The organism is Natrialba swarupiae, assembly GCF_008245225.1.
GTDB lineage: Archaea > Halobacteriota > Halobacteria > Halobacteriales > Natrialbaceae > Natrarchaeobius > Natrarchaeobius swarupiae.
On record NZ_VTAW01000021.1, the window covers coordinates 19,426 to 43,541 of the forward strand.

Below are 24,116 nucleotides of genomic sequence, written 5' to 3' on the forward strand. Positions count from 1 at the left end.
TAGAACGTAGTCGTGCTCAGGATCGACGGTCGCCGATCAGATCGCGGACTCGGCCGGGAACATCAAGGAGGGCGATTCCGGCACCGAACAACAACATCAGGACGTAGACGCCGAGCGTCGACGTCCAGACGACGAACATCGCGAGGATCGCCCAGATCCCCTCGAGATAGTAGAACGCGCCGAGTGCCAGGATGGTCCCGTACAGCAAGACGATGTAGGGGCCCCAGTCGCGGGCGTGCCCGCGACGAATTCGCCGCCGGACGTAACGCTTGAGGTCGCCCTCGAGGGAGTCACGCTGGACCGTTCGTCGTTCAACGCTGTCCTCGAACGTATCGACGCGATCCCGGAGACGCTCGATCTCCTCCCGGAGCGCTTCGGGGTCGCCCGATCGGTCCCGCGTCCGCTCGCTCGAGCGTTCCTGCGTGCCCCCCTCGTCGGCACCAGTGTCGTCGTCGGTCATCGCTTCTGTCTCGACCTGTCGAGGGCCGGGACTTTGTAGCTGCCGATCCAGTTCACGGCCGGCGAGGACAGCGTTGAGCACCGCGCCGAAGACAAGGATGATCGCGCCAACGTACAACCAGATCAAGACGAGAAAGACGGCCCCCAGCGCGCCGTAGACCACGTAGCCGGTTGCAAACGTCGTATACAGTGCAAACGCCCGAGAGAGAACGAGCCACCCGATCGCGGCGAGAACGGTCCCCGGCAACGCTTCGGCGATGCCGACGTCCGCGTCCGGAAAGACGACGTACAGCGGGAGGAAGGTCACGATCAGCCCGATCAAAACGAGCAGCGGTCCGAACGGGCCGAGTTCGATCACCGGCAGAAACCGAAGGATGGCTTCGAAGACGGCGACTATCCCGAGACCGAGCGAGATGAAGAGAAAGACGATCGTCGCGTCCCAGAAGGTATCGAGCAGCGACTTCGATCCCGCAGTTCCGTACACTTGCGAGAACGCCCGATCGAGCCCCCGGAGGACGCGACTCGAGCCCCAGAGGAGACCGAGCGCGCCGATCACCGTCGCGCCCTGGCGACTCGTCTCGTCGAGTACCGTCTCCGCGAGCAGCTGTTGGGCGGCGGGCGTCAACACGTCGCTCGCGGCGGCCGTCAGCTGGTTCGCGAGCGCCTCGCCGCCGATCGATGCCGCAACCCCCAGCGCGAGCAACATGAGTGGGACGAGCGAGAGGAACCCGTAGAAGGCGACTCCGGCCGCAAGCAGCGTCAACTGCTGGGTCTGTGCGACGGTGAAGAGTCGCGTTCCGAACTCACGAGCGTCGCCGAGATCGATCACGGGCGACTAGACGTGCGGAACGGTCAAATAGCGGGTGGCACCCTCTCAGCGAGGGAACGTGTTCAGACGAGATTCGCTTCGGTCGCCTCGCGGATCTCGCCGACGTCCGCGTCGGTTTTGAACGTCGTGCCGCCGTAGTGTGCCGTCGAGGCCGCATGTCCCGCCGCCCGCAGGTCGGCGAGGAACTCGTCCATGGCGTTGGCCGGCAGTCCCCAGTTCTTGCACAGTTTGTGTTGGTCGTAATGCGTGGGGCGGTCGAGTTCGGCCTCGAGTGCGTTGCAGAGTTCCCGGCCCGTTTTAGCGGTACCGAAGTCGTCCGGAATCTCCTCGCGGACCGCGGCGACGAACTCGCGGTCGCGGTAGGGGCCAAGCCAGAGCGGGCCGGCGACGAGGACGCGTTCGCCACCGCACTCGGGACAGGACTCGAGTGGATCGGCGATCAGTCCGTGTTCGGCCTCGCGGTAGAGACAGTCCTCGCAGTGAGAGATGTAGCCGAGATGTTCTAAGGCGGCATCGGCCGCACTCGCCTTCCGGTCGAGTTCGAGGTAGGTTCGGACGTAGTGGCTGGTCGCGTGGGTGAAGATCGGGTCGACGCCCACGTCGAAGCGGGCGGCGCTGCGTGCGAGCGCCGAGAGGAGCGTCCGGACGCCCATCTCGGCGTGGTAGTCGGTGTTCTGGGGAACCGCGCTGTAGGAGCGGATGCCGCTGTTGAAGTGTGCGCCACACAGCGGCGCGGTGTCGGTCGCGGTGACACAGACCAGATCCCGACAGCGCGCGAACGCGGCGTCGGCGAACGGCATCGGCGAGCCGTACGGATCGAGGTCGATCACGTCGAACGCCTCGTCGTGTGCCAGCGCGTTGACGTTCCGATGCTCGACGCGGGCCTCAGCGGCGAGGTCGTTTCGCTCGAGGTTCTCGCGTGCGAGATCAACGGCGTCTTCCTCGAGATCACAGCAAGTGACGTCCCAGCCGTCGGCCGCGGCTCGAACGCCGCGGACGCCGCTTGCCGTCATCGCGTCGAGGTAGCTCTCGGCGCGCTCTTCACGCTCGCGGAAGGCCCGCAGCGTCGCGATCGTCAGATCCCGGTTCAGCTCCTGGCGCGGGTTGTAGAAGACCGACTCCTCGATGCCCTCGGTCTGCTCGCCGGGGACCTCGAGTTCGACCCCGCCCTCGGTGACGCGCATACGCCCTCTCGTCGGGCGAGGGCGAAAAACGACGTGATCTCGGACTGTCGCTCGAGATAGCGAGCCGGTCCCCCGCGCCGGTGCAACAGAACAAGATACTTACCGTATCTGTTCGGAATAATCGGTATGCCCTCCCGCACTCGCCGCCGTACCCTCCAGCTTGCGGCCGGGACGCTCGCCGTCCTCGCGGGCTGTTCCGAGCGCGATCGGTCGGATCCCCCCTCCGCTGACGAACCCGACGAGGAAATCGACGTGATCGACGGCGTCGACGTCCAGACGGTGGGGTTCGAACCGACCGACGAGGACGTCGTCGCCTACGAGGACGGCTCGTCCTCGCGGTTACCGTACGTCCTCGACGAGGCAGACGTCGACGCGCTCGACGTCCGGGCCGAACCGCTCGAGATCGACGGAAGTGTCTCGATCGAGAGGGGCGGCAACGCCTCGAGCGAGACGAACGCCAACGGCTCGAGCGAGCCGGACGAGAACGCGTCCAACGAACCGGGTGGCGGCCCCGACGATCCGCTTTCGTTCCTCCGCGGTATCGACTACGAGGAGTCCACCGGATTGCTCGTTCAGGAGGAGGTCTCCGCCTGTTACCGGAACGCCCTCCAGTACGTCGAACACCGGAACGGCGACGGGGTTCGCGTCCAGTTTTGTCAGGCGAAGCGCGATCCGGACGTCGAGTGTTCGGTCGACGACCGACGGATACAGGTCACGATGATCGAGATCCCGATCGCCTACGACTCGCGCCCGAGCAGATTCGGCGGTGGGTGGCGCTCCAACTGTCGGTTGCCGCCGGATCATCCCGACGTCGAGGACGGTGATCGTCGATGACGACGGACCGATTTCACGACCGACACCGGTCGCGTCGGCGATTTCTCCGGACCGTCGGAGGCGCGACGGGCACCGCGCTCGCGAGCGCGGTATCGGCCGGCTGTCTCTCCGTCCTGTCCGACGGTCCCGACGGTCCGCCGCCGGTCGACGCCAACGAGGAGGAACTGACGGCGATCGCCGAGATCGATCGCCCGGCCGACCACGAGGAGCTCCCCGTCCAGATCGCCGACGCGTTCGTCGAAGAGTGGGTCGACCGCGCCGAATCGCTGCTCTCCGAGATTCCATCCTCGCTCGAGGCCGAGATTCCGAATGAAGCCGTCCGGCGATACGTCGAGCGAGAACGGGAATCCGCCGTAGAACGACTCGAGGCGCTCGCGGACCGGCCGACAAACCTCGCGCGCCTGTCGACGCTCCGGGGGTGTCGCCGCGACGCCGCGCGAGCTGAGGGCGCATACGCTGCCGCGACCGCCGATCGAACCCCCGAGAACGTCGAGACCGGACTCGCGGATCTCGAGGCGGAACTGTCGACCGTCGACGCGGAGCTGACGCGAGTTGGGGACGATTCGGCCCACGTTGCCATCGTCTTCGAACGGATCGAACGCCGGCTCGACGCCGCCGGACGGTTTCTCGAGAACGCCCGCCGACCGACACCGGGCCGGTCGACGGTCGAAGCTGTCGGCGAGTTGGCTTACCGGACCGAGTGGGCTGCCGTCTCGGTCGAGGAGGCGACGTACCTCCTCGAGCGCCAGGCGGAGGTGGGAGACCGGACGTTCGACGACGCGTTCGAGACCACCGCGAGCGCGCTTCTCACAGACGTCGGCGAACGGCTCGAGGAGATACCCGAGGACCGCAGGGAAGCGGCCGAATCGGTGTTCGACGAACCGGTCGACGGGACGCCCCGGAAGCGAATCGGCGACGATGCGGTCTGGCAACTTCGAGGGGGGATCGACCGCGCCGAGGAGTCCCTCGCCGACGGTCGGCCCGCGAGCGCACTCCTCGGTCTCTACAGCGTCGAAAATACGTTCCGTGCGCTCGAGGCGCTCCAGTCGCCGGAGTGGACGGACGCGCTCGACAGGCCGTCGGACGTGGACGACGTCGAGGAGGCGCGGGCGGCAGCGATCGAAGAGATCGAGTCCGCGCGAGCGGAGTCGCCCCATCGATACCTCCTCGAGTACGAACTCGACAGCGCGGTAACGGGGGTACGGAGTGGCGATCGGCGGCTGGAACAAGACGTTTCCCACCGGTCTGATCGTGCCGCAGTAGCCGCCGTTGCGGAGTATTCGCTCGCAGCCGCGCGGGCGCAAACGGTGCCCGAGACGACCGACTGGTTCGTTTCACAACTTCCGTGACGGCCCCGGTGGAACGCGTTCGCCGGATTGTCGTCTCGAGCCGTTGCGATCAGCCCCTCGACTATCGCTGGATTGCGGTGACGACAACCGAACCGATTTTACAGTTCGGCACACAGTCACGGACGTGTCGAACGCGAACCCCGTCGAGCGTTGGCAGGCCGACCTCGAGGAAGCCGGCGAGTTGACGCCGGAGATCGTCGAGTGTATCTCGACGGTTCACGGTGATCGCGGGGTTCGCGCGATCGAGGCCGTCGGCGAAGGCCGGGTGAAATCCTACCGCGACTTTACGATCGTCGTCGGCTACGACGACGAGTACATCGTCGAGGACGGCGGCTGTACCTGCAAGGACAGCGAGTACAATCTCGATCCCGACGATCCGACCGAACTGTGTTGGCACGCGCTGGCGGTGGCGATCGCCCGCCGAGTTGGTCACGTCGACTACCACGACATGTGGTATTCGGACGTCCGCGAACTGTTGTGAGTCGACCGTACTCCGTCCGTCGCCACACTCGATCACTCGCGGTGCTCGAGCAGGTCTCGACGTCGCTGCGAGCTCAAACCGGCAGTTCGGCGTCGCTCGTCGGCGGGCCGGCGTGGAGACGGTAGACACCGAACCCCAGGAAGGAGACTCCCGCGAGGAGGACTGCGATTCCGAACAGCGACAGCGACGGCTGTGCTAGCCCGGAAACTGCCATGTAGAGGCCGAGACAGACGAACCCGAGGCTCTGGAACTGCCACCACTCGAGGACGATTCCGCCGACCGACACCCGTTCCGTGAGGCCACCGATGACGAACGCGAGTCCGCCGAGTGCCATCGCGAGACCGCCGACGACGAGGGCCACACCCGTCGGAGATGTAAGCTCCTCGAGGATCACCTCGAGGCTGGCCAGGAACGACCAGGCGAAGACGACCAGAAACAGCACGCCGACGAGGAGGCTGATTCGTCGCTGTCGTCGGGACATACGTCGGCGTTCTCTCGGCCGATCAATAACTGTTGGCTTCGGTCACCCTTCGATGGCTGGCTGCTGTCGGCTCGAGGGCGACCGGCGTCGGGAGAACTACGCGTTTGCGCAGATCTCGACGAAGTTTCGCAGGATTTGTAGCCCGGTTTCGCCGCTTTTCTCGGGGTGGAACTGGGTTCCGAAGACGGTTCCGTCCTCGTTCGCGACGATCGAGGCGAACTCGCGTTCGTAGTCGGTCGTGGTCACCGCCGCGGCCCCGTCGTCGGGAACCGCGTAGTAGGAGTGGACGAAGTAGGCGTACTCCCCGTCGATTCCCTCGACCAGCGGGTGTTCGCGCTCCACGGAAAGCTGGTTCCAGCCCATGTGTGGAACCTTCTGGCCCTCCGCGAACCGCACGTTCGTGCCGGAGATCAGGTCGAGGCCCTGTACGGCCGACTCGCCCTCGTTGTCGCCCTCTTCGCTCGTCGTCAGCAGCATCTGCATCCCGAGACAGATACCGAACAGCGGTGTTCCACTCTCGGCGACCTCGAGGAGGTCCTGGCGGACGTGATCTGCGTTCTCGATGCCCTCGCGGAACGCGCCGACGCCGGGGAGAACGACCCCGTCGGCGTCAGCAAACGCGTCCGGATCGTCGGTGATCTCGACGTTCGCGCCCGCGCGCTCGAGCCCGCGAGTGACGCTTCTGAGGTTCCCGAGCCCGTAGTCGACGACGACCACGGAGGCGAGGGCGTCCTCGCTGTCTGACGTGGTGATGCTCATACCAGTACTCGACGCGGTGCGGTCAAGTGCGTTGCCCTTCGCGCAACGACGGCCACCTGTGGTCTCCCGCGGACGATGGGGTGTCGTCGGGATCTCCTCGAGCGACGCCGAACGGTTGAAGGGGACGTCCACGAACCCACTGGTATGGAACTGACCGGAACGATCCTTCGGGGGCGGGAGTTCGACGCCGTCGAAGGCCGGATCGTCGTCGGCGACGACGGCAGAATCGAGGCGATCGAGGAGGAGTCGGTCGAGAGTTCGAACATTATCGTGCCGGCGTTCGTCAACGCCCACACGCACATCGGCGACTCCATCGCGAAGGAGGCCGGTCGAGGGCTCACGCTCGAGGAACTGGTCGCGCCACCCGACGGGCTGAAACATCGGCTGCTCCGGGAGGCCGACCGCGCGGAACTCGTCGACGCGATGCGGACGTCACTGCGATTCATGCAGCGGAGCGGAACTGCGGCTCACATGGACTTCCGCGAGGGCGACGTTCCGGGCGTCGAGATGCTCCGGGAGGCGGGCGAGGGCCTCGAGATCGACGCGCTCGCGTTCGCCCGCGGCTCGATCGAGGCGATGGAGGCGGGCGACGGCTTTGGCGCGAGCGGCGCGAACGACGCGACGTTCGACCGCGAACGGGAGGCGACCCGCGGGGCGGAGAAACCGTTCGGCATCCACGCGGGCGAGGTAGATGCGACCGACATCGATCCGGCACTCGACCTCGAGCCGGAGTTTCTCGTCCACGTCGTTCACCCCGAGTCGGACCACCTCGAGCGGATCGCCGACCAGCAGGTGCCCGTGGTCGTCTGTCCGCGCTCGAATCTCGTCACAGACGTTGGCCTCTCGCCGTATTCCGAACTCGCCGAGCGAACGACGCTCGCGCTCGGGACGGACAACGTGATGTTGAACTCGCCGTCGATGTTCCGTGAGATGGCGGTACTCTCGAAGATATCCGAGCTATCCGCCCCCGAAATCCTCCGGATGGCCACGATCAACGGTGCCGAGATCGCCGGCCTCGAGTACGGTCTGCTCGAGGCGGGGTACGAGGCGCGCATGCTCGTCCTCGACGGCGACTCCGCCAATCTCGCTGGCGTCCGGGATCCGGTTCGGGCCGTCGTTCGTCGGGCGGGCGTCGACGACGTGGCGAACGTCGTCCTCTCGCCGTCGGCGTGACGACGACCATCGCTGTCTGATGAGTCGTCCCGCGCACGATAACCTTATTATAGTTGTGCGTGTTATGAGAACACATATCACGATGTACGACTGCATCCTCGTCCCGACCGACGGATCGTCGGAGGTCGAGCACGCGCTCGAGTACGCCTTCGAGCTCGCTGAGCTCCACGACGCGGCGATCCGAGCGGTCTACGTCGTGAACGCGGCCGGCTACGGCGGGCTGCCGATGGAGACCGCGTGGGAGGGGATCAGCGACGCGCTCCGCGCGGAGGGGCAGACAGCAGTCGAACGCGTCGAAGATCTCGCACCCGACGGTGTTCGGGTCGAGACGGCCGTTCTCGAGGGCTCTCCGAGCCGCGTCATCATCGACCAGGCGACGCCGGATACCTGCGACCTGGTCGTGATGGGAACCCACGGTCGGGGCGGCATCGACAGACTCTTGCTTGGGAGCGTGACCGAACGCGTCGTCAGAAGTGCATGCGTCCCCGTCCTGACCGTCAACGTGAACCCAAAGACCGTCGAGGAACGGGAGGGCACCGATCGATCTCCGGTCGCCGTGGAGTGATGCTATCGGACAGCAGTCAGTGAGAGGTACAGCAGTCCGTATCAAACCGGCCGGAGATGTTCGCAGTCCCCCGCCGAGACCGTCACCCGCTCGTCGTCGGTCTCGACGACGAGCGCACCCGTGTCGGTGACGTCGACGGCCTCGCCGACCACTTCGCCGGCGGCTCGGTCGACCCGGACCCGCTGACCGATCGTGAGCGTGAGCTCTCGCCAGGCGGGGACGATCCGCTCGAGATCCTCGCGGAGCCGGTCGAACTCCTCGAGTAACCGCTGGACGAACCGACGCCGGTCGACGTCGCTTGCCTCCTCGCGGACGCTGGTCGCACCCTCTGGGAGGTCGCCGGCGTCCAGGTTCGCGTTGACACCGATGCCGACGACGAGCCACTCGATCCGGTCCGTCTCGCCTTCCATCTCCGTGAGAACACCAGCCAGTTTCCGGTAGTCGCCGTCGTCGCCGTCCGGGATCACTACATCGTTGGGCCACTTGATCCGTGCGTCGACGCCCGCCTCTCGAGCGACTCGTGCCGTCGCCACGGCCGCGGCGAGCGTATAGAGGGGGGCCTGTGCCGGTGCGATCGACGGCCGAGTGACGATACTTACCCAGACGCCGCCAGGCGGGGAGTTCCACTCGCGCTCGAGTCGTCCGCGGCCGCCGGTCTGTTCGTCCGCGAGGACGGCGACGTTCGCCGCGCCGTCGACGGCCCGTTCCCGTGCGAGTTCGTTCGTGCTCGCGACGGCGTCGTGATACTCGACGGTAAACGGAGCCTCGAGTCCGTACTCGACGGCTGGTCCGGTGTAGGCATCGGCCGACACCAGTTCGTAGCCGTCCGGTCCGCTCTCGATCTCGAACTCGGCGTCCCGAAGCCCCTCGATGTGCTTCCAGACGGCTGCCCGAGAGATCTCGAACTTCGCCGCGAGGTCCGGTCCCGACACCGGCCCGTCGGCGATCCGTTCGAGAATTGCGCGTCGCGTCTCGTTCATACGTCTCGAGAGGGCGGCGCTCGCACTTCAATCGGGAGGATCCGTCAGGAGCGCAGTTCGCGCAGCTTCTCGCGTCCCGGCGCGATCAGTTCGTCGAGGTAGCTCGCGAGCGTTCCCTTCGCGTCGGCGGGGTGGAGTTCGCCGGACTCGAGATCCGCGGCGAGAGCCTCGTACTCCTCGTAGGTGAGGTCGCCGCCGTACTTCTCGGGACGCTCGACGATGATCTCGTCGAACCGTGGGAAGACGTGGTACTCGAACAGCTCGAGGACGGGGTTCTCGAGGTCGCCCTCGGGATCGCGTGTGGGTGGGCAGAACGCGGAGTTGACCTTCTCCGCTACGTCTTCGGTCGAGTCCTCCATCGAGATGGTGACGCCCTCGCTCGAGGACATCTTGCCTTCGCCGCTTTCGAGGTCGGCGACGATGGGGGTGTGAAGCGCCGGTCGTACGTCGTATCCGAGTTCCGGGAGTTCCTCGCGGGCGAGCATGTGGACCTTGCGCTGGTCTAAGCCCCCGACCGCGAGGTCGAGATCGAGGTACTCGATGTCCAGCGTCTGCATCAGCGGGTAGACGACGTGGCTCACCTTCGCGGTCTCGCCGCCCGCGATTTCGGCCATCGCGCGCTGGGCGCGGTTGAGCGTCGTCGCGAGTTCCAGTTCGTGCAGATCGAGCGTGTACTCCTCGTCGAGTTGGAACTCGGAGCCGTAGACGAACTCCGTGTTCGATTCGTCGAGACCGTAGGCGACGAACTGGGCTTTCATCCGCTCGGCGGTGTCGCGGATCTCCTCGAACGTTCCCTTGCCGTTTAAGTAGGCGTGGACGTCCGCGAGTAACACGACGACCTCCATCCCCGCCTCCTGGAGATCGATGAGCTTGTTCGCGGTCAGCAGGTGGCCGAGGTGGAGCACGCCGGAGGGTTCGTAGCCGACGTAGACGCGTTTGCCCGCCGGATCGTCGGCGAGTTCGCGCACCTCCTCGTCGGTGACGACCTCCTCGGCGTTTCGCGTGATCAGCTCGTAGGTATCCATCGGTACCCGAGTGGAATCAGCGGACGGATTTATGACTTTGTGAACTGTGCGACCGTCCCGATTGCCTCGTACGGATTGCTGTCCCGATGTACCGGTGGGACCGCAACCGTCCTGCGGTCGCAGTGGAACTGACAGCGGACCGTCTCAAAACGGCAGGCGGTCGCGAGCCGTTCCAGCGAGGTAGCCGGTCGCCGCGCCGACGCCGGCGCCGACCGCCCCCGTCGCCGGTCCGGCGACGCCGCCCACCTTGCCGCCAAGTTTCGCGCCCCTCGCTGCGCCCTCTGAGGGGTGTTCCGATCGCAGACACGGTGGCTCGAGTCGTGGCATCGTTCCCCGATTCGAACCTCGAGAAAATAACCGTTTGGCTCGTGATGAGCGGTTCGTCTGAGACCGCCTCCATTCGTGAGAGAATCACCGTCGTCCCGGTCGCTGCGACGCCGTCACTCCATCGGATGCGAAATTACTGCGACCCCGTCCTGTCGAACGTGAACCCGGTATCCCTGGTACGTGAACTCGAGAGTGGCGTCGGCTTCGGAAGACGGCGGCGACGAGAGGAGATCGGTGACGAGATCGTCGGCGCAGCCGTAGACGGGCGATAACTCCGTCGGATCGACGCCTTCGAGCGTGGCGATCGTTTCGACGATCTGAGTCGCGGGTGCGTCTCGACTGTCGTCCAGAGTCTGTCGTGCGACGACGGATCCGTCTGTGGGATCGATTCCGTCACTCATCGATAGAGCGGCGTACACGTTCCGGTTTCCTAACGGTTGCACCGGCTTCTGCAGGCCCGAGGTGACAATCCCTGATCCGTCCACTGCCTGCCCAACGTTCATCCGTCGAGATCCCGTATCGTGTTCGACCGATGGGGTACACCGAGGACGTCGTCAACGCCGTACGTCGGAGCTTCCTCCCGCAGGTTCACTACCTGCTCGAGGGGAGTTTCGACGGCTACGCGATCAGCCACACGACCGCCGAGGAGTACGCGCTCACCGCACACTGCTCGGAGGAGACGATCGAGGCGATCCTCGAGGAACTCGGCTTCTCGCGCAACCCGATCGCCTCACTGAAGGTTCGGATGGACGGCAACACCTCCGAGGGATCGTGGGTGTGGCGGCCGTCACCGCTTGCCTCCCACCAGCTTCACGTCGTCCTCCACGATCTCGAGGACGCAACGGGGGTCGACGTCTACGCGCACTGGGAGTGTTCGTGGATCCGCCACCCCTACAAACACTACGTCGCCCGCGGTTACGACGCCGAGAAAGGCGTCGAACTGGCTCGACGGTGGCTCACGGCGTACGAGGGCGAGCACCTCGAGGGAACGGGAATCGACTACGAGGTCGACGACTCCCTCTCGAGGCGGGCGAGCGAGTACCTCTCGCTGTCGTACTACCGACTCGAGGAAGCGTTCGGCACCGTTCGCTCGAGGGTGCCGTTCGTCGACGGCGAGGGTGACCTCGAGATCGACCGCGACGGCGAGCGAGACGCGGTGTCGCCGCGGATCGCAGACTGGGACTGAGGACGGTCAGTCCACGCCGGTGACAGTCGACGGCGCGTTAGTCAGCGGCCGCCTCGAGAAACGAGAACGGCTCCGAGGCAACTAACTGATCCGAGACGTCGCCGGCGTACGTGGTGGACTGGTCGGGACCGAGCTCGAGTTGCTGGGTGTCCGCGCCCGTCGAGAAGTCGATCTCCTCGAGTTCCACCCAGAACGCGTTGGGCATCAGCGCCGACTCGAAGTAGTAGACGAGGTCGTCGTGGTCCGCGACCGTCCGCCAGCGCGTCGAGGAGATGTGTGGCTCGTCGGGCGTACTGATCCCGTACGGAACCGAGACGTTCCGGACGACGCTGAAGACGCCGGCGGTCGCCGTCCGGCGATCCTCGGTTCGCGGAATCGCGTCGACGTAGAAACGGGCCCGTACGAACCGGTCGGCCGGCCGGTTCGTCCCGGGTAACATGACCGTCCCGCCGACCTCCGCCCAGTACTCGGCCAAGGCGAGTTGTTTCTCGAACGTCGGCGAGTTGGTCATCACCCGATACTCGCGGTCGTGGTGGATCACGAGTTCGCCGTCGACGTACTCGAGGACCGCGCTGTCGCCGCTTGCGTCCGACAGGGAGAGGTGAAGCGTCGCCAGGCGATCCTGGCCGGGCACGTGGTCGGTGACGACGACGAACTCCTCCTCGCGAATGTGTTCGACCGCCTCGGCCACGGTCGCGAAGTTGTCGAGGACGTACTGGGCCCACAGCGAGATCGACATCGCGGGTTCGTCGCCGTTCCAGTCGGGATACTCGGATTCGGAGAGCCACAGCAGGTTCGCGACCAGACCGGCCTCGTTCATCCCGTCGGTCGTGGCGACGTCGTAGGCGCTCGAGACGACGCTCCCGTACTCGGCCGTCCAGGAGACGGAGTTCGGCCCGGCCGCCCCGTCGCGTTCGATCCCGCGTGGCAACGCCCAGATGTTCGTCCCGATGTCTTCTTTCCAGTCCATCGACCGACCGGTGAGCACGCGGTCGCCGTCGCCAACGTAGACCAATCGCGTACACATCAGTCGTCGGCCTCCTCGAGTGCGGCTGTCGTTCTCGAGCGTGTGACCACTCGGAGCATATCCACTGTTCGGACACCGATCGACGTGATAAACGTTTCACACGAACGGCGAGAGATTCCTCGCGACGAGTGACGTCCCCGACGGACGAACGCTCACAGCCCGTTTCGAATCCGTTCTTCGGCCGCCTCGAGCGCCCGTTCCCGTTCGAACGCCTCGACGATTTCCTCGAGTTCCGCCTCGCTGGCGTCCGCCAGATCCCGCGCGTGGTCGGTCATGTTCGGCACCGCGCGGATGATGTTGTCGACGACCGGGACGTCGGCGACCTGGGGCGACCGTGAGAGGGGGTTGAGGTCGATCACGATCTCGGTCTTGCCCATCTCCTCTAACGCTTCGGCGCGGTCGCCGTCCTCGAGCGGGACGACCACGACGTCCGCGTCGTAGATGCCGTCGGCGTCGACCTTCGCGCGCTGGTGGTCGAGTCGCGGAATGCGGGCGTCCGCCTCGAGACCCTTTACGTCCTCGGCGCCGTGCTCGCGCAGGTGGGAAGCGATGGCCTCGATGCGCTCGGGGGTGCGGTTGAAGAGGTTGACCTCGAGGTCGGCCCCCGTGGCGTCGGCGAGGTCGACCATCTCGCTGGGAACGAGCGCAGCGACGTTGCCGTTGATCGAGAGGACGGGTTGGTCTGCGAGCAACAAGTGGGCGGCGGCGACGCGTTCGGCCTCGTCGGCGCTCGGAATCGTCTCCTCGCCGAGCAGGTAGTCGAAGGCACTACCCCGGCCTTCGGCGTGCATCCCCTGGAGGTGGGTGATCCCCTTCTCGACGCCATTCTCGATCCGGTGGCGGGTGAGCAGGTCCTGGTATCTGGGGTGGTCCTCCGGAATCTCCTCTTCGTGTTCGACCTCGGCGGAGACGGTGTCGTAGTCGCTCACGAGAGACGACTGGCGGGCGGCGATAAAAAGCAGACCGATCCGTTCTGATACGGTTTACTGTAATCGTTATCGCCACATCCGAAGACCGGTACCGGGTGCGGCGGCAAACGGTTACAGCAGTCCGTCCGAATCAGTCGGTAAACGTGATCCAGCCGTCCGGTGCCTGCGCTTTCACGCTGTTCATCGCCTCGCGGGCGTCGGTCCGGTTCTCGTAGACCTGGCTGCTCTCGGCCATCGTCGTCCCGTGTTCGTCGATCAGATGCCAGAGCCAGCCGTCGTCGTCCTCGGCCGCGTGCAGCTCGAAGGAGACGCTGTCGATCTCGAGGATACTCGCGGCCTCGATCAGGCCGCGAACGTCGCCGACCGCTTCGCGGGCCGCCTCGGGCGTCGCGTACGTCTCGGAGCCACTCGCAACCGATCGGCCGTTCTCGTCGATGAGCCGCCAGTGCCAGCGGTCGTCCTCGCCGGCGACGAGTTCGAACGAGGCGACGTCGAAGTCGACCCGTCCGGCCCGCGGGGCCAGCTGTCGGACCGTCTCGACCTGCGATGTCAGGTCGGCCTTACTTGCGACGGGTTCGGCGGCCCGGCCGATCGCCTCGCGCTCGCGGTCGACGAGCGTCCACGTCCAGTCGTCGGCGCTCTCGAGTCTGATCACCGCGTCCTCGATCGTGAACACCGGCGCGTCCTCGGCGTGGTCCGTGATCGTCGTGACCGCCTCCCGCGTGGCCTCGCGGTCTGCGTACGAGTCACTCGAGTCGGCGATCGTCTCGCGGTCGCGATCGAGCAGTCGGAACCGCCACTCGTCGGTGCCGTACAGCTGGGCGGTGACCTCGCCGATCATGTACTGCTTCGCCGATGCGGCGGCCTCGCGGACGTCGCCCAACTGGTCGGCGAGGTCGTCGCGAGTCGGATACGCCTCGGCGTCGACGGCGATGATCTCGCCGTCGGGCAGGACGAATCGCCAGTGCCAATCCTCGTCGACGTACGGCTGGAAGATCGGCGCGTCCATCGTCCTGACCGCCGAGTCGAGATGCTCGAGTAGCCGATCCATCGCGGCACGGGCCGCCTCGCGGGTCGGGTGGGTCGCCGGATCCTCAGCGACGAGCTTTCCGGCCTCGTCGATAAGTCGCCACCCCCACTCGTCGTTGTCGTCGACGAACAGTTCGAAGGCGGCGGTCTCGATCTCGAGCAGTTCGGCCTCCGGCGCCTGCTCTTTGAGCGTCATCATCGCCTGTGAGGCCTCGGTTCGGGTGGTGTGTTCGGTGCCGCTGTCGGCGAGAACCGTCCCGTCCTCGTCGATGAGCCGCCAGCGCCACTCGCCGGAGTCGGCTTCGTACACCTGAAACGCCGCGTTCTCGAACTCGATGAGATCGGCCTCGCTCGCCTGCTGGCGGACGCGCTCGATCGCCGTCGCGGCCGTCTCGGGATCCGTGTGCGGTTCGTTGCTCGCGGCGACGACCTCCCGATCGTCGGTGACGAGCCGCCAGTTCCACTCCGGTTTCTCCTCGTCGTCGCCCTCCTCGACGACCACGCCGCCGTCCGCGGTCGCTTCCTTCCCGTCCGTCGTCGCCGGGAGATCGTCGGTCTCGTCGTAGGTCAACTCCTGACCGCCGTCGGCAGGATAGACCTCGTACTCCGCGTCCTCGATCTGGACGACATCCGCAACGTATGCCCCGTCGGTGAACTGTTCGGTTCGCCGCTTCGCCTCGGTGTACTCCTCGAGTGCATCGGGGTTCCGGGCGACGACGCGTTCGGTCTCGTCGACGAGCCTGAACTGCCACTGTTCGCCCGTCTGGTACAGTTCGTGTTTCGGCTCGCCCGCGACGGTGATCGAGGCCGAACCAAACTCCGGCAGAAGCGCCTCGACGGCCGCCTCCGCGTCGCGTCGGGCGTCGAACTCCTTGGAGGCGGTTGCGAGTACGTCGTCCTCGCTGTCGACGAGCCGCCAACTCCACGTGTCGTTTCGTTCGTAGAGTTCGGCTCCGACGCCGTCGACGTCGAGAACGCGGGCGCGTTCGAACCGCTGTGCGAACGTCCGGGCGGCGTCCTCGGCGCGTTCCTGGCTTCGGTGGCCCGTCTCACCCGTCGCGAGCGGCGTCCGCTCGTCGTCGATGAGCCGCCAGTACCACCGGTCACGTTCCTCGACGTAGGTGAACGCCGCACCCTCGATTTCGATGACGTCCGCGTCTGGTCCGCGATCTTTGAGGAAGCTCACCGACTCCTCGGCGTCGTCGCGCTGATCGAACTCGCGTGAACAGGTGCCGACGACGCTCCCGTCCTCGCGGGCGAGCGTCCACTGCCAGGTGCCGTCGCGATCCTCGTAGAGGCGAAACGCCGAGGTCGTAAGCTCCATCAGCCCCGCGGAGCTGATCTGGGACTTGACGCGTTCGATCCCCTCGGTTGCCTCCGGGCGGGTGACGGCGCTCTCGACGCTCCCCGCGAGCGCCTCGAGGTGGAGGACGTGCCACCTCCAGTCGCCCTCCTCGTCTCGGAAGACGGCGAACTGGGCACCCTCGAGGGTGTCACCCGTCAGAATCGGCGGATCTTCGGTCTGTCCTTCCTCCTCGACGAACATCCCCCGCTGACCGGTGACGACGGGGACGAGAAGGGCAACGCCGCCGAGCGTTCCGACGCCGATGGACGTGATCACGATCCCTTCGACGGTCAGATCCATGCCGTGTCCGCGCCAGTGATACGGATACGCCGCCGCGGAGAACACGACCCCGGCGAGAGCGATTACCAGGCCGACCACGCTCGCCTGGATGGCTCGCTTGCGGACCGGTAACATGAGTACGAGCCCGAACAACCCGATGGAGCCACCGGTTCCGGCGATAACTGTCGATATTCTGATTAGGTAGTACGAACCGGTGTCGCCTGCGTAACTGACGACGAAGACGAGGACGCCTGCGGCGGCAACCAAGTAGCCGAGAATGAACAGCCAGTAGCCGTAGACGTCCGAACTCGAGTCCGGTTCGCCGACGTAGTGTTCGTAGAGTCGAAACAGGTTCTGGTGTATTTTCAGTCGAGATGTCATCGCAAACTTAAGGCATAACTAGAACGTTAGTTAATAAGTTTATGGCCACGTGTTGGCCGAGAATCACCTCACGAATCGTCACTTCAACATCGCACCGGCCGGGTGAGTCGCACAGACGTTCGGATCGTATCCTGCGTCGGAGAGCCCCGTTCCGAGCGCGAAGACCGTGTTCCCCAGCATCGCCATCGACGCCTGTCCGTTCGCGTCGGTGACGTCGCCGATCGTTCGTGCGACCTGTTCGGTCAGTAACTCGGTTTCGCGAGCGAACGCCCGCGAGGCGTACATAAACGAGAGGAGCGTCGGCTCCTCGACCAGCTTCGATAGTGCCTCCGTCCCGACCTGCGTGAGCCGTTCGGTGTCGTCAGCGAGCACCTCCGGCGTCGAGAGTTCGCCGAACGAGACGTACTCGACGCGCGCTCGAGCGGGTATTGCGTCGAGCTTGTTCACCTGCGGGCTCCCCGGCTCGAGACGGATCGGCACGCCGCCGCGGGCCTGTGCGACGACGTCACCTAGTCCAGTGCCGGCCCGCACCTCTGCGCCGTGGGCGACCGTCACCAGTTCGTTGAACGAGAGCTTGCAGGTAAACACTCGATTCGCCGCGAGGGCCGTCCCCAGTGCCGTCGCGCCCGAGACACCGAACCCGGCCCCGAGCGGGAGTTCGGAGCGCGCCTCGACGCGGGCAGAAACCCCAATCGTCTCGAGAACGGTCGACACCGGTTCGATCTCGGTCTCCTCACCGTCGAGGACGATGGTCGATGACGCCTCTTCCGGAACGCGCTCGACCGTCACCTCGATGCCGTCGGTGAGCGTCACCCCGGCTCCTCGAGAGCCAGCTTTCGTCGGATCCTCGTCCGGATGTGCGCTGAAAAAACCCGTGATGTGCCCGGGAACGAACGCCGTCGCCTCCTCACCCATTGGCGTTCCTTGCGACTCGCCCATTATATACTGTTCGCTCAGTACTCGACACCGCGCCAGTGCGATCAGCGACCCCGACCGCTCCCGTCGGGAACCGCCTCCGGCGTGAGTCCGCCGGTCCGTGAACCGCGCCACTCCTCGAGGGTGGCTTCGATCTCGTCTGCCGTCTCCACGATTCCGTCGGTCGTGATCCGCGTTTCTTCTCGAAGGGCGTCGCGGGCGACGCGTCCCGCGAGATAGCGAACGTCACGGATGCTGAACCCGTCCGTCGCCTCCGCCACTGCGTCGACATCGACGGTCTCGGCGACGAACCGGTCCGGAAGTCCGTCCGTCAGGATCGCGACGCGCGTCTCCCCGGTCGGCGGTGGCACCTCGAGTCGCTCGTCGAACGCCCCCGCGTGGAGGACGTCGACGTCGACTCGTTCGATCGCTCGCGCCGTCGCCACGACGAAAACGTCCTCTTCGAGCGTCGGCAACAGCGACTCGAGTCGGGCCGCGACGCGTGCGGTCGCCCGCGAACCGCCCGACTCCGGCGCAAGTTCGTCCACGTCGTCGAGTACCAACACGCTCGGGGCGGTCGAACGCGCGTCCTCGACGAGCTCCGCGACGCGGTCGGCCGGATCGTCGACGGACTCCCTGTGGAACCGGTCGGGGCTCACCTCGACGATCGGCCGCCCGAGTTCCGCGGCGATCGATCGCGCGAGCGAACTCTTCCCCGCGTCCGGCGGACCGTACAACAACGCGCCGTCGACCGGATCGACGTCGTAGCGCTCGTAGCCGTCGCGATAGCGTACCGGCTGAAGTACCCGCCGCTCGAGTTCTGCAACGAGGTCGTCCATCCCCGCCAGATCGTCGAACGCGACCGGATCGTCCGACGACCACCGGCCGAGGTCCTCGTCGAACCGGTCCTCGTACCGGTCGAGCCAGTTCGGGATGCTGGTGTCGGTCTCGTCGACGGCCTGCTGGAGGTGTGATTGCTCGACCGGCGACTCGTCGGCGATCGCGTGACGGATCGCTACCGTGGCGAGCAACGAAACGTCACTCGAGGCGTAGCCCGCGGTCGCGTCCGCGATCGCCTCGAGCGAGACGGTCTCCGAAACTGGCGCGTCCGCGAGTTCGAGCCGCAGGATCTCGAGGCGGGCCTGCCGGTCCGGCGGGGGGACCTCGATGCGCTCGTCGAACCGGCCCGACCGCAGGATGGCGTCGTCGACGTCCTCGAGGTAGTTCGTCGCCGCGAAGACGACGATCTCGGAATCGTGTTGGCTCTCGAGTTCCGTCAACAGCTGATTGACCATCTGCTGTTCGCTTACGGCCATCCGACCCGATCGGTCGCTCGCGATCGCGTCGATCTCGTCGATGAAGACCAGACACGGCTCGCTCTCGCGGGCGGCCTCGAACACCGTCGCGACGTTGTCGGCGGCCTCGCCGACGTACTTGCTCGTGACGTCCGTCGGGGAGACCTCGACGTAGTTGTAGCCCGTTTCAGCCGCGAGCGCACTCGCGACGAACGTCTTCCCGCAACCGGGCGGCCCGTAGAAGAGAACGCCGTTGACCGCCCCGATGCCGTACCGATCGTACACCTGTTTTCGGGTCAGCGGATCGATCACCCGATCGTGGAGGGTGTCCGTGAGTTCGTCCATCCCGCCGACGTCCGAGAAGTCGTGTCCCGGCGGCTCCGTATCGAGCTGGTCGGCCTCGAGTCCGGTGTCGTTGCCGTCCCCGCCTCGAGGCTGGCGGACGGGGCCGTCGCCCCCGGACTGACGCGGCGTTCGAGGAGAGTCGCCGACGTATCGACCGACGAGCATCCACCCGAGCGTCGCCGTTGGCGGCGCGAAGATGAGCGCGGGGTCGCTGGTGAGCGCGTATCCCAGCACGCCGACGACGTACGTGACTGCGAGCACCAGCCGATCGAGTTGGACGGCCGCCATCCAGGAGACCGTCCGAAGAGCGATCGCGAGGGCCCCGAACGCGAGCACGAACACCAGAAACGTACCCGCACTCGGCACGAGCGGGCTCGACGGCCCGATCTGGGCGGCGGCAGGCAAATTTATCATTGGGACCGATATGATTTTAGTCCAACAAAACGCTTCTGATCCGTGTGGTGCGGTTTCGGGGGCCCTCACTCGAGTCGGACGACGAGCTGGCGATTCGACGGCGAGATCAACCGCTCGTCGAGTCACGCGAAAAATCGTGGCGTCTTCGCTTTCGCTCGTTGGTTCGAGGGTCTTCCCAGTGGTCCCACCCTCGTCCGCGGCAACAGGCGCTGACGGTCCTGCGAGACTCCCTTCGTTCACGGCTTCGCCGTTCGGCGTCGTGGTTCGAGTGTAACGAGAACCACGCACCGCTCGTCTCGCTGGCTCTCAACGTCTTCGTCTACGGGCTCAGACGTTGCCGGTCTCGCGGGAACACGGTCGGAGCAAAGCTCCTCCCTGCTCCCGCTCGACGGGCCACGGCGTCGCCTATGGCGACAGCCGTTGCCGGTCTCGCGGGAACAACACAGCCTCTCGGATGTTCTCGAGACCGAGAATCGTCATCACGAGGCGCTCGCCGCCGAGCCCGAATCCGGCGTGGGGCGGCATGCCGTACTTGAACATCTTCGTGTAGTACTCGAACTGGTCGGGGTCGAGTCCCTGCTGCTCGAAGCCCTCGATCAGGTTCTCGTGTCGGTGTTCGCGCTTGCCACCCGAGACCAGTTCCATCCGTGGATGCATCAGGTCGAAGCCGGTCGAAAGCTGTTCGTCGTCGTCGTGGTCCTGGATGTAGAAGGGTTTGATCTCGCTGGGCCAGTCGGTGATGAAGTAGTGACCGCCGACGTCGTCGCCCAGCGCCTTCTCTCCCTCCGTCGGGAGGTCGTCGCCCCAGACGAGTTGCTCGTCGAGTTCGCCCGTCGCGTTGATGCGCTCGATGGCCTCCTCGTATGAGAGCCGGGGGAACTCGCCCTCGGGTACCTCGAATTCCTCTTCGAGGCCGAGCGCCTCGAGTTCTGCCTCGCAGTTCTCGGCGATCGCCTCGTAGCCGGCTGTGACGATCCCTTCGGCGACGTCCATCGCGTCGTGTTCGTCACAGAACGCGCCCTCGAAGTCGATCGAGGTCGCCTCGTTCAGGTGTCGCGGCGTGTTGTGCTCTTCCGCGCGGAAGATCGGGCCGATCTCGAAGACCCGCTCGACGTTCGAGCCCGCGATCAGCTGTTTGAACAGCTGTGGCGACTGGTTCATGAAGGCCTCCTCGCCGAAGTACGTGATCGGGAACAGTTCGGTGCCGCCCTCGGTGCCGGTGGCGACGATCTTCGGCGTCGTGATCTCCGTACAGCGGAACTCGCGGAACTGTTCGCGAACCGCACGCAGGAGTTCGGCGCGAATCTCGAAGACCGCCTGTACCTCCTCCTTCCGGAGGTCGAGCGTCCGGTTGTCGAGCCGGGTCGAGATCTCGGCGTCGACTTTCCCCGAGGGATCGAGGGGCAGTTCGGGGTCGGCCGCGGAGACGACCTCGACCGACGCCGGCGTGACCTCGACGCCCGTCGGCGCGCGCGGCTCCTCCTCGACTGCACCCGACACCGAGACGACGCTCTCTCGAGAGACGCCCAGACCGGTCTCGACGAGGTCCTCGTCCATCTCGTCTTTCTCGAATTTGATCTGGATCTTGCCGGTCGTATCCCGGAGAATCAGGAAGGCGATGCCGCCGAGATCGCGGATCTCGTGGACCCAGCCGGCGACGGTGACGTCGTCACCTGGCTCGGCGTCTGCCGTGTAGGTTCTATCCTGCATACAACCCGGTTCTCGTAGCCGAAACTTAAGCGCAACCGTTCGGACTCGTCGCGTTCAGTACGGCGTCACCGAAGCGTTCGTTCGTCGGAACTCGGAAACGTTGCGTGTTACGACGGTCTTGTTGGCTTCGATTGCTGTCGCTGCGATCATCGCGTCAACCGCTCCAATCGCTCGGCCCTCTCGTTGGAGTCGACGGTGTTCGGTGTTTGCACGCCTCGCCTCTGGCAATCCGTACGGTAGGACGTCTATTCGGTCGACGATCGATTCGAATCGGTCGCGGTTCGATCCCTCGATCCCACGCCCAACTTCCGTCACCGTGAGCGTCGCCACGGACGCGTCTCGCCAGTCGAACTCCTCCAGCTTCGCGACTGCACCGGCGTCTTCGGCGAAGAGATCGATAAAGAAACAACTGTCCAGGAGGACCATCTACGCCCTCCTATCCTCGTTGTCCTCTTCTCGAGTCGAATCCGTATCCCCGAACCGCGAGCCGATGTCGTCTCGAAACTCGGCTGACTCGCGACGGACGCACTCGAGTTCATCGTCGTCGACGAGCCCGATCAGCTCGCGAAGCGGGTTCTCCTCGTCGTCGACGAGCAATCGATCCACGACATCGCTGAAGCTCTCACCGTCGCGCTTCTCCCGGTGAAGCCGCCGATACGTTTCGTCGCGAAGGCTGATCGTCTTACTCCCCATCTGTGTATCTGTATATGTGGTTCTGTGTATATGTGTATTATGTCAAACTCTCGTGTAATGCCGGCTCGTTCGGGAAACGGATACCCGGCCGCGTCGTCACCCGAATTTTTCTCCACCCCGTGAGTACCACCCCGGCACATGGATCCGATCAACGAGGACGACCTCGAGTGGACCGAGTACGACCGCGGCGAATCGAGATTCAGGCGAAAACAGCTCTCGGAGGCCGCCGACGCCGACGATCTCGGCTGTAGCCTCTACGAACTCCCGCCGGGCGAACGGTCCTGGCCCTACCACTACCACACGGGAAACGACGAGGCGGTCTTCGTCCTGGACGGCGAGGGCGTACTCCGATGTGAAGACGGGGAGACGTCACTCGAGGCGGGCGACTTCGTGGCGTTTCCGACCGCCGAGGAGGGTGCTCACCAGATCGTCAACGACGGCGACGCACCCTTGCGATACCTGATGGTGTCGACGATGAACGAGCCCGACATCACGGTCTACCCCGAGATGGACAAGATCGGCGTCTACGCCGGCTCCCCGCCGGGCGGTCGGGACGAGCGAACGGTCTCGGGGTACTACCGGACCGACGACGACGTCGACTACTGGGAGGAGTGATACGGATTACTGTCGCGATGTACCGGTGAAACCGCCGTCTGGGTCGCGGTCTCACCGGAACTGATCTACAGTAAACCATATGAGTTCCTCCGGAGTTCGGCCCAAGAGGACGAGATTCCGTCAGCGCTCGTAAACCGTCATCGGAATCGGGTGTTTCGGCCGCGCAGTGATCGTCGCCCGCAGATCGAGGTCGGTTCCGGGAACGAGTTCGAGATGATACCGCTGGTAGACGGTCGCGAGAATGAGCCGCGCCTCGAGCATCGCGAAGCGGTCGCCGATACACCGACGTGGGCCGGCGGCGAACGGGAAGTACGCCAGTTTCGGCAGGTCGGCTTCCATCTCGTCGGTCCAGCGCTCCGGACGGAACGCCAGCGGGTCGTCGTACCACCGTGGATCGCGGTGGACGACCCACTGGTGCATCCTGACTGTCGACCCAGGACGAACCTCGTAGCCGGCGATCACGTCGGGTTTGACCGGCTCGCGGATGATCCCTGGCACCGGCGGGTAGAGTCGCATCGACTCTTTGACCACGCGCTCGGTGTAGGTGAGTTCCGACAGGTCGTCCATCGTCGGCAGTCGTCCGTCGAGTACCTCCTCCAGTTCCGTGACCAGTCGCTCCTCGACGTGCGGGTTCTTCGCGAGCGCGTAGAACGTCAGCGTCAGCGAGAGCGCGGTCGTCTCGTGGCCGGCCAGAAGCAGCGTCACGACCTCGTCGCGGATCTGTTCGGGCGACATCGGCGCGGCATTCCCTTCTGCGGCGTTCGACCCGCCCTCGAGCAGTTTCGAGATGACGTCGTTTTCGGTCGGGTTCGCCCGCCGCTCCTCGATCAGCGCGTAAACCACCTCGTCGAGCCGTTCGCGGGCGCGCCGAATCCGCAGTCGGGCGGGCGTCGGAACCGACGGCGGGAGGACGAAGTGGGCGAGACTCTCCGTGGCCGCCATGAACTCCTCGAGTGCCGAGCCGACCGCGTGGACGTGCTCGTCGACGTCCGCCCCGAAGAGCGCGCGGGCGACGATCTTTAGAGTTACCTCCATCATGTCCTCGTGGACGTCCCGGGTCTGGCCCGCCTTCCACGTCTCGAGGGCCTCGTCGGTGAACTCGGTCATCATCTCGGCGTACTCGCGGATCCGGTCCGGGTGGAACGCGGGCTGGATCAGGTGGCGGTTGCGCCGCCAGACCGCACCCTCGCTGTTCAGAATTCCGTTGCCGGTGATCGGTCGGAGGACGTTCTGGAACCGATCTCCCTTCACGTAGCGTTCGTTTCGCTGGACGAGAACCTGTTCGATGTACTCGGGGTGGTTGAGCTGGTAGATCGGACCGCCGGGATCTTCCCAGTATGCCAGGTCGCCGTACTCCTGGGCCGTCCGCGTCATGAACTCGTAGGGCTCGCGGAGGAACGCGAGCTGGTTGCCGAGAACCGGCAGTCCGTCGGGACCCGGTGGCTGGCCGTCCACGAGGGGTTCGCCGTCGCTCATGCTCGAGTAGAGCACAGCCAGCACCCTCCAT

General features: G+C 65.5%; 24 protein-coding genes. 7 read left to right on the plus strand and 17 right to left on the minus strand.

The window, feature by feature from the left end; all coding sequences use genetic code 11:
- Positions 1 to 16 precede the first annotated feature (16 nt).
- Both FYC77_RS14790 and FYC77_RS14795 read right to left on the minus strand, forming a co-directional pair.
- On the minus strand, positions 17 to 1,288 hold the full coding sequence (locus FYC77_RS14790) for a YihY/virulence factor BrkB family protein (RefSeq protein WP_149082269.1): 1,272 nt from the start codon (positions 1,286 to 1,288) through the stop codon (positions 17 to 19).
- Positions 1,289 to 1,350: 62 nt separating this feature from the next.
- Complete coding sequence (locus tag FYC77_RS14795) at positions 1,351 to 2,472, minus strand: tRNA (guanine(26)-N(2))-dimethyltransferase (RefSeq protein WP_149082270.1); 1,122 nt, start codon at positions 2,470 to 2,472, stop codon at positions 1,351 to 1,353.
- 126 nt (positions 2,473 to 2,598) lie between these two features.
- Between FYC77_RS14795 and FYC77_RS14800 the strand changes: the two genes are divergently transcribed.
- The 3 genes from FYC77_RS14800 to FYC77_RS14810 all read left to right on the plus strand — a co-directional run bounded on the left by FYC77_RS14800 (position 2,599) and on the right by FYC77_RS14810 (position 5,136).
- Positions 2,599 to 3,306 (plus strand): hypothetical protein, encoded by a 708-nt coding sequence (locus FYC77_RS14800; RefSeq protein ID WP_149082271.1) that lies wholly within the window; start codon positions 2,599 to 2,601, stop codon positions 3,304 to 3,306.
- Positions 3,303 to 4,655, plus strand: coding sequence for a hypothetical protein (locus FYC77_RS14805; protein ID WP_149082272.1), 1,353 nt, complete (start codon positions 3,303 to 3,305; stop codon positions 4,653 to 4,655). The genes FYC77_RS14800 and FYC77_RS14805 overlap by 4 nt, the downstream gene beginning before the upstream one ends.
- Positions 4,656 to 4,779: 124 nt before the next feature.
- Positions 4,780 to 5,136 carry a hypothetical protein gene (locus FYC77_RS14810; protein WP_149082273.1) on the plus strand — a complete coding sequence of 119 codons (357 nt, stop codon included), beginning with the start codon at positions 4,780 to 4,782 and terminating at the stop codon, positions 5,134 to 5,136.
- A 73-nt stretch (positions 5,137 to 5,209) separates the two neighbouring features.
- Here the strand turns inward: FYC77_RS14810 and FYC77_RS14815 are convergent, their stop codons facing one another.
- On the minus strand, positions 5,210 to 5,617 hold the full coding sequence (locus tag FYC77_RS14815) for a hypothetical protein (RefSeq protein WP_149082274.1): 408 nt from the start codon (positions 5,615 to 5,617) through the stop codon (positions 5,210 to 5,212).
- A gap of 96 nt (positions 5,618 to 5,713) precedes the next feature.
- Positions 5,714 to 6,376, minus strand: coding sequence for an imidazole glycerol phosphate synthase subunit HisH (gene hisH, locus FYC77_RS14820; protein ID WP_149082275.1), 663 nt, complete (start codon positions 6,374 to 6,376; stop codon positions 5,714 to 5,716).
- Positions 6,377 to 6,520: 144 nt separating this feature from the next.
- Between hisH and FYC77_RS14825 the strand changes: the two genes are divergently transcribed.
- Both FYC77_RS14825 and FYC77_RS14830 read left to right on the plus strand, forming a co-directional pair.
- A complete protein-coding gene (locus FYC77_RS14825; protein WP_149082276.1) occupies positions 6,521 to 7,549 on the plus strand; it encodes an amidohydrolase family protein in 1,029 nt (342 codons plus the stop codon).
- An 82-nt stretch (positions 7,550 to 7,631) separates the two neighbouring features.
- Positions 7,632 to 8,114 carry a universal stress protein gene (locus tag FYC77_RS14830; RefSeq protein WP_149082277.1) on the plus strand — a complete coding sequence of 161 codons (483 nt, stop codon included), beginning with the start codon at positions 7,632 to 7,634 and terminating at the stop codon, positions 8,112 to 8,114.
- Positions 8,115 to 8,155: 41 nt separating this feature from the next.
- On the opposite strand, the gene FYC77_RS14835 is transcribed toward FYC77_RS14830, so the two are convergent.
- From FYC77_RS14835 to FYC77_RS14850, 4 genes are all read right to left on the minus strand, one after another.
- Positions 8,156 to 9,094: a biotin--[acetyl-CoA-carboxylase] ligase gene (locus FYC77_RS14835; RefSeq protein WP_149082278.1), complete on the minus strand. Its 939-nt coding sequence runs from the start codon at positions 9,092 to 9,094 to the stop codon at positions 8,156 to 8,158.
- A gap of 44 nt (positions 9,095 to 9,138) precedes the next feature.
- A complete protein-coding gene (locus tag FYC77_RS14840; protein WP_149082279.1) occupies positions 9,139 to 10,119 on the minus strand; it encodes a tyrosine--tRNA ligase in 981 nt (326 codons plus the stop codon).
- A gap of 144 nt (positions 10,120 to 10,263) precedes the next feature.
- Positions 10,264 to 10,446 carry a hypothetical protein gene (locus tag FYC77_RS14845; protein ID WP_149082280.1) on the minus strand — a complete coding sequence of 61 codons (183 nt, stop codon included), beginning with the start codon at positions 10,444 to 10,446 and terminating at the stop codon, positions 10,264 to 10,266.
- A 113-nt stretch (positions 10,447 to 10,559) separates the two neighbouring features.
- The gene (locus FYC77_RS14850; protein WP_149082281.1) at positions 10,560 to 10,847 is read right to left on the minus strand and encodes a HalOD1 output domain-containing protein; all 288 of its coding nucleotides are present in this window, start codon (positions 10,845 to 10,847) and stop codon (positions 10,560 to 10,562) included.
- 131 nt (positions 10,848 to 10,978) lie between these two features.
- On the opposite strand from FYC77_RS14850, the gene FYC77_RS14855 reads away from it, so the two are divergent.
- The gene (locus FYC77_RS14855) at positions 10,979 to 11,632 is read left to right on the plus strand and encodes a hypothetical protein (protein WP_149082282.1); all 654 of its coding nucleotides are present in this window, start codon (positions 10,979 to 10,981) and stop codon (positions 11,630 to 11,632) included.
- Positions 11,633 to 11,669: 37 nt separating this feature from the next.
- Here the strand turns inward: FYC77_RS14855 and FYC77_RS14860 are convergent, their stop codons facing one another.
- The 8 genes from FYC77_RS14860 to FYC77_RS14895 all read right to left on the minus strand — a co-directional run bounded on the left by FYC77_RS14860 (position 11,670) and on the right by FYC77_RS14895 (position 21,994).
- The gene (locus FYC77_RS14860; protein WP_149082283.1) at positions 11,670 to 12,659 is read right to left on the minus strand and encodes a linear amide C-N hydrolase; all 990 of its coding nucleotides are present in this window, start codon (positions 12,657 to 12,659) and stop codon (positions 11,670 to 11,672) included.
- Positions 12,660 to 12,811: 152 nt separating this feature from the next.
- Positions 12,812 to 13,588, minus strand: a complete 777-nt coding sequence (locus tag FYC77_RS14865) for a 4-phosphopantoate--beta-alanine ligase (protein WP_149082284.1) — start codon at positions 13,586 to 13,588, stop codon at positions 12,812 to 12,814.
- Positions 13,589 to 13,718: 130 nt separating this feature from the next.
- Positions 13,719 to 16,622 (minus strand): DUF1508 domain-containing protein, encoded by a 2,904-nt coding sequence (locus FYC77_RS14870; RefSeq protein WP_149082285.1) that lies wholly within the window; start codon positions 16,620 to 16,622, stop codon positions 13,719 to 13,721.
- Between the two features lie 78 nt (positions 16,623 to 16,700).
- The gene (locus FYC77_RS14875) at positions 16,701 to 17,537 is read right to left on the minus strand and encodes a pantoate kinase (RefSeq protein WP_149082286.1); all 837 of its coding nucleotides are present in this window, start codon (positions 17,535 to 17,537) and stop codon (positions 16,701 to 16,703) included.
- Positions 17,538 to 17,602: 65 nt separating this feature from the next.
- A complete protein-coding gene (locus FYC77_RS14880; RefSeq protein ID WP_149082287.1) occupies positions 17,603 to 19,591 on the minus strand; it encodes an AAA family ATPase in 1,989 nt (662 codons plus the stop codon).
- A 405-nt stretch (positions 19,592 to 19,996) separates the two neighbouring features.
- A complete protein-coding gene (gene aspS / locus FYC77_RS14885) occupies positions 19,997 to 21,301 on the minus strand; it encodes an aspartate--tRNA(Asn) ligase (RefSeq protein WP_149082288.1) in 1,305 nt (434 codons plus the stop codon).
- A 54-nt stretch (positions 21,302 to 21,355) separates the two neighbouring features.
- A complete protein-coding gene (locus tag FYC77_RS14890) occupies positions 21,356 to 21,727 on the minus strand; it encodes a type II toxin-antitoxin system VapC family toxin (protein WP_149082289.1) in 372 nt (123 codons plus the stop codon).
- On the minus strand, positions 21,728 to 21,994 hold the full coding sequence (locus FYC77_RS14895; protein WP_149082290.1) for an antitoxin VapB family protein: 267 nt from the start codon (positions 21,992 to 21,994) through the stop codon (positions 21,728 to 21,730).
- A 138-nt stretch (positions 21,995 to 22,132) separates the two neighbouring features.
- Between FYC77_RS14895 and FYC77_RS14900 the strand changes: the two genes are divergently transcribed.
- The gene (locus FYC77_RS14900) at positions 22,133 to 22,609 is read left to right on the plus strand and encodes a cupin domain-containing protein (RefSeq protein ID WP_149082291.1); all 477 of its coding nucleotides are present in this window, start codon (positions 22,133 to 22,135) and stop codon (positions 22,607 to 22,609) included.
- 120 nt (positions 22,610 to 22,729) lie between these two features.
- Here the strand turns inward: FYC77_RS14900 and FYC77_RS14905 are convergent, their stop codons facing one another.
- On the minus strand, positions 22,730 to 24,085 hold the full coding sequence (locus FYC77_RS14905; protein WP_149082313.1) for a cytochrome P450: 1,356 nt from the start codon (positions 24,083 to 24,085) through the stop codon (positions 22,730 to 22,732).
- Between the last annotated feature and the right edge of the window lie 31 nt (positions 24,086 to 24,116).